This window comes from Martelella mediterranea, assembly GCF_021021415.1.
Taxonomy (GTDB): Bacteria; Pseudomonadota; Alphaproteobacteria; order Rhizobiales; family Rhizobiaceae; genus Martelella; species Martelella mediterranea_C.
Genome location: NZ_JAINWJ010000049.1, coordinates 54,325 through 65,100, shown reverse-complemented (window position 1 = coordinate 65,100; position 10,776 = coordinate 54,325). Strand labels below are relative to the sequence as shown.

The following is a 10,776-nucleotide window of genomic DNA, read 5'->3' as shown; positions in this document are numbered from 1 at the left end:
GCGCCGACATTGCCGGCGCCGAAAATGCCGAGCGCCGTGCCCTGCTTTTCCGGCGGATACCAGTGCGAGACATAGGTGACGCCAACCGCGAAGGAGCCACCTGCAAGGCCGACGCCAAGGGCGGCGAGCAGAAACAGCGGATAGGTTGTCGCGCTGGTCAGGAGAAAGGTCGCCGCGGCGGCCAGCAGCATCTGCAACGGAAACACCAGCCGCCCGCCATACTGCTCGGTCCAGATGCCGAGCATCAGCCGCGTCAGCGAGCCGGTGAGAACCGGCGTTGCCACCAGAATGCCGAACTGGGTTTCGGAGAGGCCGAGTTCACTTTTGATTTCGACCCCGATGATGGCGAAGATCGTCCAGACCGCAAAACAGACCGTGAAGGCCACCGTGCTGAGACCGAGCGCCCGGCGCTGATCGCTTCGCGAAACACCATCAACTGCAGACATGAATTGCCCCCTAAGGCTCGAGCGGAAGCCCGCTCATTGGAAATTCTGCCTGAGAGTTAGAAGGCGTTGCAGCCCTGCGAAGTTGACCTAAGTCAAGGTTGACAGGTGGCGCGGGACAAACAAGAAGTGCGCGTGAAATTGCCTTCCCGCGTTGAAATCATCGTCAAATGGATGTGTTGCGGATGCCGGCTGTTGCTGCTAAATTTATCAATTGAGAACATGAAAAAAATCAAGGCATAGAGATGCGGTCATCCGATTTGCCCCAGGTGCGGGCGCTCAGCCTGTTCAACAGCATGGGCGAGGAGAATTTCGAGGCGCTGATGCAGGCGGCCTATCTGCAGACTTTTCCGCCGCAGCTCGATCTCGTCCATGAGGGCGATCCGGCGGATTTCCTCTATGTCGTGATCGAAGGCTGCGTCGAGCTTTACGCCAATGCCAACCGCCGCGAGGCGACCATGGCGATGGTGCATCCGGTCAGCCCCTTCATCCTGGCCGCCGTGCTGAAGGATGCGGTCTATCTGATGTCGGCCAGAACAAGGGCGCGTTCGAAAATCCTGCTGATCCCGTCGGAAGACGTCCGCTCGATCTTCGAGCTCGACGACGCCTTTGCCCGGGCGATGGTGCTGGAGATGGCCGGCAGCTATCGCTATGTCGTCAAGGAGCACAAGGGCCTCAAGCTGCGCAGTTCCGTCGAACGGCTGGCGAACACGCTGCTGCGCCAGGACCATGAATTCGGCAATGGCACCGGCACGTTCGACCTGCCCTACGACAAACGCACGCTGGCCTCGCTGCTCGGCATGACTCCGGAAAACCTGTCGCGCGCCTTCAACACGCTGAAGCCCTACGGCGTCGAAGTGGATGGCACGACCATCCGGCTAACCGACCTCAAGGCGCTGAAGACCCTTGCCAAGCCGACACCACTGATCGACGACCCGAAAACCTGACGCCTGCCTGTTTGTCCGGTCTTGAAGGCCCGTGACGAACGCCGCCAGGGAACGGCGTCGGATCGAACATGGTCATAGCCAGGCCAGCGGGTCGACGCCGATCAGCAGGCGGTGGCCCTGCAACAGGAACCACACATAGAAGACCAGCCCAAGGCCGGACCAAAGCCAAAAGCTTCGATTCGCATGCGGATGCGCGCGCCCTTCGATGATTGCCAGAAAAGGCACGATGGAGGTTTGCGCACGAACGGTCGCCCATTCGGCATCGCCAAGCCGGCGCCGCGCCCGACGGTCAAGCAGCGGTATTCCGGCGAACGCAAGCAGCCCCATGCCGCCAAACAGGATCAGCGAAACAACATCCCCGTTCGGCGGGATGTGCGCCAGCGCCCAGATCAGGAAACCGATCAGCACGGGGTGGCGCGTTATGGCTATGATCGTGCCTTGCGCACCCGCCCCGGTATTGCGCCGAAAGGTGACAGAAACCCGGTTTTGCGCGGCAAGACCTGTTGCGATGAACCAGAAGGCGAACGGCATCGCGATTATCGGAACAAAAGCCTGCCACGGCGCGGGATACCAGAGGTAAATCATCGGCGCCTGCCGGGCCGCAATGATGATCCAGATCAGAAGCAGGGTCGAGACGGCGGAATAGACGGTGAGATAGACTCGACGTCCGAAGAGGGCGATCAACCGCGCGCGCACGGGCGGCGCCGGCGGAACCACGTGGGCCAGCAGGAAAGCAAAGATCGCGAGCAGAAAATTCGTCATGTCTTGGTCCCGTCTCCAGACGAACGATAAGATTCGTCTGCGATATATGACAATCGCAACGACAGAAACCCGGTTGCGGCATGTTTTCCGTGGTCCGTCGCATCAAGCGTCCCCGCACCGTTCGAACTGCTCTCGATCTTCTTTTAACTTGCACTCACTTTATTGGAATAAGCTGATGAAAAGCCGCGACGCCCACAGATGAGGGCTCCCAAGCCTAAAGCAAATTCACAACTTTAACGAGCACTTTGTCTCACAATCTAAACTATCTTTGGCGATTACAATTGAAACAGAAATTTGGAATTAACTCTGCCCCTTCAGATCCAGTTGTTATCGGCGACTGCGATGTCGTGCCGGTGCCGCCGGAAGTCGAAAGTATCTCCGGTTCGGTGGTGACCGGGACAACTTCTCCGAACACTTATGTCAAGTTGACGGTCTCGGGCGCCACGGGATACCCAAGGGGATTTGGACCGGTTTTTTCTGCCGATGGCATGTGGTCGCTCGATATCGGGACAACAAGCTTCGCGCCCGTGACGACCTTGCTCGCGACAGCGAACTATCCGGGCGGCGAACTGTCCGATACCTATGTCAAACAGCCCGCCCGAACGCCGCAGTATGATGCGCCTGCCATCACCGAGGTTGGCGCGAACCAGGTTTCCGGAACAGCTCCGGCGACGGGCCAGCAAATCATGGGCTGGCGCTCGAGCGATGGCAAGAAAATCGTCGACCTGATGATGAACGGAACAAGTCTGAGCTTCGAGGCCCCGTATCTGGACGGAGAGATTCTGGAGGAAGGCGACATACTTAATCTCGTCTCCTGCTATCCCGTCCAGTCCTCCATGACGCCTTACACCAAGAGAGCGAGGAGACTATAAGGGATCACCGGCCTGCGCGGGATACCCCCCAATGCCGAAAAAAACAGCCGGCGACATCACATGTCGTCGACTGAGCACCTCCGCCCTAGCGGAATATAATCCAGTTAGAGAACACGTCAGCCGGAGGGGCGGCTGCGGCGGAAACTGCGCAAGGCGAAGGCGAAGCTGCGTTTGCCGGCAAAGCTCAAATCAGCGGAAAGTGTCGGGAAAGCGACGACGGGCTTCGGCGCGCAGCTCATGGTAGTCGTTATAGACGACGCCAAGGCCGTGCATGAAACGCACCAGGGGATTGCGCTGGTTGCTGGCTTCACTCTTACGGGTGGTTTTCATCTTCATATCCTCATCTTGGCGTTGATACGTCCAAGATAGTGATTTATTGCCAGCCAGGTATGGCCCCCAACGCAGCCCAGCCTTGCACTGGAGTGATAGCTGCCAGTGGACAAGGTGCGCAGGGCTAACGCGAGATCATCTCCGCGATCTTCACGGCGTAACGGTCGGTCATGCCTGAAACGTAGTCGGCGAGCGCGTGGAGCGCGCTGTAAGGATCGCGCGCCTGTCGCAGGTCCATGCCCAGCGCGCGCTGCAATTGCCGGGGATAGCCGTCGATCCGATCGGCCTGCCAGTCGGCGGCGGCGAGCGCATCGGCCACCGGCAGGATGCCGTCGAGAATGCGATGCACCAGATTGCGCCCCATGACCTCGAGTTCGGTCTTGCGCGGCGAGGTGAAGATGCGCTCGCTGGCGAGCGTCTCGATCGCGGCGAAGTTTTCCGCCTGGGCCGAGGCGCTGACGAGCGCGCCGGCGAAGCTGCCGCCCATGATCGCATCATAGTTCTCGGCAAAGGCGGCGCTGCATGCCTCGAAGGCCTTGTGGATCGCGACCGCCCGCAAAACGGCGATCTTTTCGGCCGGACTGTCGCCGCGATCATCCTTCGGCGAAAAACCTGCAACCTCGGACAGAAGCGGCGCGACATCGCCATAGCCGAGATCGCCGGTGGTGAAGGCGTCCTCGAGATCGAGAATATTGTAGCAGATATCATCGGCCGCCTCGACCAGGAGCACCAGCGGATGACGACGCCACCACGTGCCCGAGGCGTCGCCTGCGATCAGACCGGTCCGGGCGGCGACGGTCTCAAGCTCGGCCCGCTCGCTCTCGAACACGCCGAATTTCTTCAGCCCGCCATCATGGACGGCGATGGTCTTGCGCACCCGCGCCGTCACCGGATATTTGATGAACGCGCCGAGCGTGCCATGGGTCAGCCGCATGCCGCCGGGCCGGTTCATCTCCAGCCGGGTAAGGATGCGGAAGCCCTGGGCATTGCCCTCGAATGCCTCGAACTCCTCGGCAAAACAGACGTCCCGGTCGCAAAACAGCCCCTCGCCCCGGTCGAAGCGCTCGGCAAACCACGCGCCGATCGCCGCCTCGCCGGAATGGCCGAAGGGTGGATTGCCGATATCATGGGCAAGGCAGGCGGCATGCACGAGGCCGGCGACGATTGTCTGCCCGCCTTTGGCAATCTTGCCTTCCTCCTCAAGCCAGTAGCCGACCTCCAGCCCAAGCGAGCGACCGACGCTTGCGGTCTCCACGCTGTGGATCAGCCGGTGATGGATGTGGTCGTGATCGTAGAGCGGGTGGACCTGGGTCTTGTTGGCCAGCCGGCGGAACGGCGCGGAGAACGTGATCCGGTCGGCGTCCTGATCAAAGGCCGGACGGCGGGGCGAGGCTTTGCGGTCGGGACGGTAGAGTGGTTCCAGGTCGAGCAGTCGCGACCATTCCATTTCAGCCATTTCGTCATCCCCCGGCAGCGTGTCCCTGCCCTTTATGCAAAAGCCCCTATTCGGCGGCCCCTATTCGGCAGCCTTGTCCTGCGCGGACTTGTCTTCCAGACGCTGCCCGGCGGCATCCTCCGCTTCGCCGTCATGTTCCATCTCATAGGCATAGCCTTCAAGCATCACATAGGCCTGCTCGATCGCCTCGATCTGGGTTTCGGCGTTGCGGATCGCCTCCGCGATCGATTCGCTGCGCGCCCGCAGCATGGAGCCCAGCACGTCCGAATTGCCCTTGTCGCTCTTGCGCCGGGCGAGCCGCGCAAGGTGCTTGCGCACCCGCGCGCGATGACGCTCCAGCTCCAGAATGTGGAAGCGGCTCTTCAAAATGTCGTCGGAGAGCTTGCGCCGCATCGCCGCGACTGGATCGAAACTGCCCGGCTCGCGCTCGTCGAGGATCATTTCGTTGACCAGCGGTTCGAGCAGCAGCACGCCCTTGAGATCCTTGGCGTCGGCCAGTTCGGGATCGTAGCCGGTATCGTCATAGACCTTGCGGCGCACCGGGTCCTTCAAGAGGTCATAGGAGGCCTGGAGGCGGGCGAAACGTTCGCCGTCGCCGCCGCTGTCGGGATGCGCCTCCTTGGCAAGCCGCCGGTAGGCCGCGCGCACGGTCTCGCTATCGCAATCGCGATCTATGCCCAGCACTTCATAGGGGTCGATCAAACCGTCACCCGTTTCATCCCTTTCAACAACGCCTCATGGACTAGCGCGCCAGCCCCCGCTGTTCAAGGCGAAAGACGGTTGAAATGCGCTCAAATCTCGCGCGCCGCGCTCAATCCGGACGGTTTTCCCGCACGGGCACGTTCTGGCCGCAAATTTGACATTCGGGCGTCCAAATTCTAAACATCAGCCGTGCCGTCGACGAACGCTGTTTGCGGCAAGCCTCCGCTATTGCTTATCTGGAGGCCCGAGCGACGCCGCCTGAGGCTTCGCATGCCCGCCCCATGCGGGACCACCGTCCGCACGCAACCCCCGCGTTTTATCGCGTGCAAGCGCTGGCACAAAGCGCTGGACAAACCGATGTCCGCCGGAGAAGGAACAAGTATGAGCGTCAAACTGACCGCTAAAAACGTGTCGAAACTGTTCAATGATGACGATGGCGAAGGCGCGCGACGCCTCGCTGCTGGCGAAAGCAAGGAAGATATCTTCAAGGCAACCGGCGTCACGGTCGGGATCGACAACGTCAGTTTCGACGTCAATGAAGGTGAAATCTTCGTGATCATGGGGCTGTCCGGCTCCGGAAAATCGACGATCGTTCGCACGCTCAACGGCCTGATTCCGCCGACCTCCGGCCAGATCATCATCGACAATGTCGACGTCGCTTCCTGCGACAAGGAAACGCTGCGCGAAGTCAGGCGCAAGAAAATCACCATGGTTTTCCAGCACTTCGCGCTATTTCCTCACAAAACGATCATAGATAATGTCGCCTTCGGATTGAAGCTCAAGGGCATGGGCAAGGAAGAACGCCACGAACTGGCGCGCGCCTCGCTCGCCAAGGTGGGGCTCGAGGCCTATGCCAACAGCTATCCGAGCCAGCTTTCCGGCGGCATGCAGCAGCGCGTGGGCCTTGCGCGCGGCCTTGCCAATGATCCCGAGATCCTGCTGATGGACGAACCGTTCGGCGCGCTCGACCCGCTGATCCGTCGCGAAATGCAGGACGAACTGATCGTTCTTCAAAAAGAGTTGAAAAAGACCATCATCTTCATCACCCACGATCTCAACGAGGCGATGATCCTCGGTGACCGGATCGCGATCATGAAGGACGGCGCCTTCGTGCAGGTCGGCACGGCGCAGGAGATCGTCTCCGAGCCCGCCGACGACTATGTCCGCGCCTTCGTCTCCGATATCGACCGCAGCCGGGTCTTCAAGGTCTCCGACATTTCCCGCGATGCCGCATGGGTGAAGGTCGATTCGACTGCGGCCGATGCGCTTGCGGTGATGGACAAGGCCAAGTCCGACCTCGCCTATGTCGTCGAAAAGGGCGTGCCGGTCGGCCTTCTGATGCGCTCCGACGCGATGGAGGCCCAACGCACGGCCCCGGTTCGCGACGTGATGTATGCCGAGCCGCCGACCGTTTCGGAAGAGTCCTACCTGAACGAGGTCTATGGCGCGGCGCAGGCCGGCGTTCCCATGGCCGTGACCGATGACGACGGCAAGCTTGTCGGCGTCGTCGATCAGGAAGCGATCTTCGAGCAGCTCGCCTCCGAGACGGAGGAGCCCCCTCCCCAACTCGCCCAGGAAGAAGCCAAGAAGCAGGCCGGCCAGCCGGCCAGCGAATAAGTCGAGAGGGAGCTAGACCATGTTCGATCCATCACAGTATTTCACCATTCCCTTCGACGCCTGGGTAAACGACTTCGTCCGCGGCTTTCTGGTGCCGAATTTCCGGCCGTTCTTCCGCGCGCTTCAGGTGCCGGTCAACCAGGTTCTGATGGCGCTGGATTCCTTCCTGGCCTTCATACCGATGCTGGTGCTGACGGCGGTGTTCGCGCTGCTTGCCTGGCGCATCGTCGGCAAGACCATGGCGATCGTCACGATCGTCGGCTTCCTGTTCGTCGATCTCATCGGGCTGTGGCCTGAAACCATGACCACGCTTGCGATGATCCTGACCTCGGTAATCTTCTGTACCGTCATCGGCGTGCCGGTCGGAATTCTTGTCGCCCGCAGCGATATGATGTGGAAGATCGTTCGGCCGATCCTCGACGTGATGCAGACGGTTCCAAGCTTCGTCTATCTCGTTCCGATCGTTATGCTGTTCGGTGTCGGCATGGCGCCGGGCATCATCGCCACCATCATCTTCGCGCTGCCGCCGATCATCCGCATGACCAATCTCGGCATCCGCAATGTGCGCACCGATCTGATCGAGGCATCGGAGGCTTTCGGCGCCACCTATTCGCAGACGCTGTTCGAAGTTCAGCTCCCGCTTGCCATGAGAACCATCATGGCGGGGTTGAATCAGACGCTGATGTTGGCCATGTCAATGGTTGTCATCGCAGCGCTTATCGGCGCGGGCGGCCTTGGACAGGTCGTCAACACTGGCCTCGGCCGGCTTGATGTCGGCGGCGCGACCGCCGGCGGCGTCGGGATTGTGGTTCTTGCCATCGTGCTCGACCGCATCACCCAGGGCCTTGTCGAGCCATCAGACCCCAACCGGATGACATTCCGTCAGGCGTTGGGTACGCTTTTCAGCGGTCAGAAAAAGGCCGCCGAATAAAACGAAGGCGTCCATCCGGACGTTTTCCGAAAGGGATCTCCAATCCCGTCGCCAAGGCGGTTGCCTGAAACAGGGCAAGCGCCGCAACACGAAGAAACGGAGAAACGCTCATGAACAATCTCACCAAACTGACCGCCGCCCTTATGCTTGGCGCCGCCAGCATCGTCCCGGCCACTGCCGCCTTCGCGCAGGAACCCGGCGATGGCAAGACCATCAAGATGGCGCAGGCCGACTGGGATACCGGCTGGTTCCAGGCCGAAATCTACAAGCAGATGTTCGAGGATCTCGGCTACAGCGTGACCGGCCCGATGACGCTCGGCGCTTCCGCCTTCTATCAGGCCGTGTCGCAGGGCGATGTCGACCTCTGGGTCAATGGCTGGTTCCCGCTGCATGAAACCTACAAGCCGACCTTCGAAGGCAAGGCCAAGGTTGACGGCGCGGTCGCCAAGGGCGGTGCCCTGCAGGGCTACCTCGTCGACAAGGCCGCGATCGAGGAATTCGACATCAAGACGCTTGACGACTTCAAGCGCGACGAAGTCAAGGAAGCCTTCGACCGCAATGGCGACGGCAAGGCCGATCTGGTCGCGTGCCCGCCCGGCTGGGGCTGCGAGCTGACCATTTCGAAGCACATGGAAGAGTTCGACCTGGGGGATGACATCAACCCGATCAAGGCCGGCTACTCCGCTTCGATGGCCGATGCGATCGCCGCCTACCAGAACGGCGAGCACATCCTGTTCTACACCTGGACGCCGAACTGGACCGTTGACCAGCTTTCGCCGGGCAAGGACGTGATGTGGATCGAAGTGCCGCAGAAGGAAGGCGTCGAACTGCCGGCTCCGGCCAAGGGTCTCGACACCTGCGTCGCCGATCCGTGCTACATGGGCTTTGTCGCCAACGACATCGTTCCGGTCGTCAACGACGAATTCATCGCTGACAACCCGGCCGTCGATGCGCTCCTGAAGGAAGTATCGATCCCGCTGCCGGATATCTTCGCCCAGAACTCGAAGATGAACAATGGCGATGATGACGTTCAGGCCCAGGCCAGCGCCTGGATCAAGAACAACCAGGACAAGGTTGACGGCTGGCTCGAAAAGGCCCGCGCCGCGGCCAACTGATCAGCCTTCACGGTTGAATGAAATGATGAGCCCCGGCCTTTCGGCCGGGGCTCTTTTTATGCGTGAATCTCAAGAAGCGTCGAGGCTGATGCCCTTGGTTTCGATGCGGAAGAAGAAGGTCACCAGCGCGCCGACAAGCGAGGTCGCCACAAGGGCGTAGAGCAGCGCCGTCGTGCCGATATCGGCGAGAAGGATCGGGAACAGGAAGGCCGTGAGGCAGGCCCCGATCTTGGCAAAAGAGGCCGCGAACCCCGCTCCCGTCCCCCGGATCCGCGTCGGAAACACCTCGCCGGCAATCAGATAGGTCTGGGCGTTGGGGCCGAGATTGGTCATGAAATTGAACAGCATGAAGCCGGTGAAGATCAGTGCGGTCTGGGTCGCCCCGCTATAGCTCCCGGCCTGGGCGGCGATGAACAGGCCTGCGGCGCAGCCGACAAAGCCGAAGACCTGCAACCTGATCCGCCCGATCCGATCGGCGAGCAGGACGGCGGCGACAATGCCGACCAGCAGAAGCACGTCCAAAAGGGCAGTGCCCTTGGCGGCGATCAGGTCGTTATGCACGAGATCGGCGATGTTCTGGGCATGCTCGCGTTGGTGGCCCACGGTGGCGGCCAGGATCGTCGGCGTGAAGATGCCGATCCCATAGGTGCCGAGGTCCTGCAGGAACCATGGCACGGAGGCCAGGACCAGCGCCCTGCGGTTCCGGTTCTGGAACAAGCCGCGATAGCCCGTCGCATGCGGTTTTTCACCATGCTTTTCCCGCCGGCCATTGATCGAAACCGTCTTCGGATAGAGCGGATTGCGGCGCAGCAGCTTCTGCAGTTCCGTCTCCGCGGCGCGCTCCCGGCCGCTGACGGCCAGCCAGTGCGGGCTTTCAGGAATGAAGAACCGGCCGATAAAGACCGCGAGCGCCGGAATGATCGCGCAGCCATACATCCAGCGCCATGCCCCGACGGACGGGTCCAGCGTGAGGATGATGTAGCCGAGAACCGTGCCGAACAGCGCGCCGACGGCCTGAAACCCAAACGCGGAAAGCACAAGGCCCCCGCGCGTGCGTGACGGCGTGCTTTCCGAAATCACCAGATGGGCCGTGGGGTAATCGCAACCGAGCGCGAGCCCCATGCCGAACAGGCAGACAATGAGCCATGGGAAGTTCGGGGTGAACACGATCATCGCCAGAAAGGCGATGAAAAGCCCGATCTCGAAGATGAACACTCGCTTGCGCCCGAAGCGATCCGAAAGGCTGCCAAGCGCGCTCGCGCCGATCAGGATGCCGAACAGCGAGGCCGAGCCAACCATACCGTGCTGGGCGGCATTGAGGCCGAACTCTTTTGCAATCAGCGGCATGGCGACGCCGGTCATGAAAACCACAAGCCCTTCGAAGAACTTGCCGGCGACCGAAAGGCTCCAGATCCGCCACTGCATCGCCGTCATCTGCGGCGCCGGCGCTGCCGTGCCATCCGCCCAATACGGGTGTTCGTCGATATAGTGCTGGACGCTGTGGCCATCCGCCTCGGTCCGCATGTCCTTGTCTACCACGTTCATCACAATCCCTTCCCTGCCGGACGCAATCCCCTGCGACAACAGTCGTAATGACGCCG

General features: G+C 61.1%; 11 protein-coding genes. 5 read left to right on the top strand and 6 right to left on the bottom strand.

The features are described from left to right. Positions 1-446 (bottom strand): MFS transporter (locus K7H91_RS21470; protein ID WP_230722247.1); only part of this gene is annotated, 446 nt, incomplete at its 3' end. Positions 447-688: 242 nt separating this feature from the next. Here K7H91_RS21470 and K7H91_RS21465 point away from each other — a divergent pair. After that, positions 689-1,390: a helix-turn-helix domain-containing protein gene (locus K7H91_RS21465; protein WP_230722246.1), complete on the top strand. Its 702-nt coding sequence runs from the start codon at positions 689-691 to the stop codon at positions 1,388-1,390. Between the two features lie 72 nt (positions 1,391-1,462). Here the strand turns inward: K7H91_RS21465 and K7H91_RS21460 are convergent, their stop codons facing one another. After that, positions 1,463-2,152, bottom strand: a complete 690-nt coding sequence (locus K7H91_RS21460) for an NnrU family protein (protein ID WP_230722245.1) — start codon at positions 2,150-2,152, stop codon at positions 1,463-1,465. Between the two features lie 281 nt (positions 2,153-2,433). On the opposite strand from K7H91_RS21460, the gene K7H91_RS21455 reads away from it, so the two are divergent. Beyond that, positions 2,434-3,024 carry a hypothetical protein gene (locus K7H91_RS21455; RefSeq protein WP_230722244.1) on the top strand — a complete coding sequence of 197 codons (591 nt, stop codon included), beginning with the start codon at positions 2,434-2,436 and terminating at the stop codon, positions 3,022-3,024. A 189-nt stretch (positions 3,025-3,213) separates the two neighbouring features. Here the strand turns inward: K7H91_RS21455 and K7H91_RS21450 are convergent, their stop codons facing one another. From K7H91_RS21450 to K7H91_RS21440, 3 genes are all read right to left on the bottom strand, one after another. Then, a complete protein-coding gene (locus K7H91_RS21450) occupies positions 3,214-3,354 on the bottom strand; it encodes a hypothetical protein (RefSeq protein WP_230722243.1) in 141 nt (46 codons plus the stop codon). 124 nt (positions 3,355-3,478) lie between these two features. Continuing rightward, on the bottom strand, positions 3,479-4,810 hold the full coding sequence (gene dgt / locus K7H91_RS21445) for a dGTP triphosphohydrolase (protein WP_230722242.1): 1,332 nt from the start codon (positions 4,808-4,810) through the stop codon (positions 3,479-3,481). A gap of 60 nt (positions 4,811-4,870) precedes the next feature. Then, the gene (locus tag K7H91_RS21440) at positions 4,871-5,512 is read right to left on the bottom strand and encodes a J domain-containing protein (RefSeq protein WP_230722241.1); all 642 of its coding nucleotides are present in this window, start codon (positions 5,510-5,512) and stop codon (positions 4,871-4,873) included. A gap of 381 nt (positions 5,513-5,893) precedes the next feature. Between K7H91_RS21440 and K7H91_RS21435 the strand changes: the two genes are divergently transcribed. From K7H91_RS21435 to proX, 3 genes are all read left to right on the top strand, one after another. Then, positions 5,894-7,129 (top strand): quaternary amine ABC transporter ATP-binding protein, encoded by a 1,236-nt coding sequence (locus K7H91_RS21435; protein ID WP_230722240.1) that lies wholly within the window; start codon positions 5,894-5,896, stop codon positions 7,127-7,129. 19 nt (positions 7,130-7,148) lie between these two features. Next, positions 7,149-8,060: an ABC transporter permease gene (locus K7H91_RS21430; RefSeq protein WP_230722239.1), complete on the top strand. Its 912-nt coding sequence runs from the start codon at positions 7,149-7,151 to the stop codon at positions 8,058-8,060. A 110-nt stretch (positions 8,061-8,170) separates the two neighbouring features. Further along, entirely contained in the window at positions 8,171-9,175 is a 1,005-nt protein-coding gene (proX, locus tag K7H91_RS21425) for a glycine betaine/L-proline ABC transporter substrate-binding protein ProX (RefSeq protein ID WP_230722238.1), read from the top strand. Positions 9,176-9,244: 69 nt separating this feature from the next. Here the strand turns inward: proX and K7H91_RS21420 are convergent, their stop codons facing one another. Next, positions 9,245-10,720, bottom strand: coding sequence for an MFS transporter (locus tag K7H91_RS21420; RefSeq protein ID WP_230722237.1), 1,476 nt, complete (start codon positions 10,718-10,720; stop codon positions 9,245-9,247). Between the last annotated feature and the right edge of the window lie 56 nt (positions 10,721-10,776).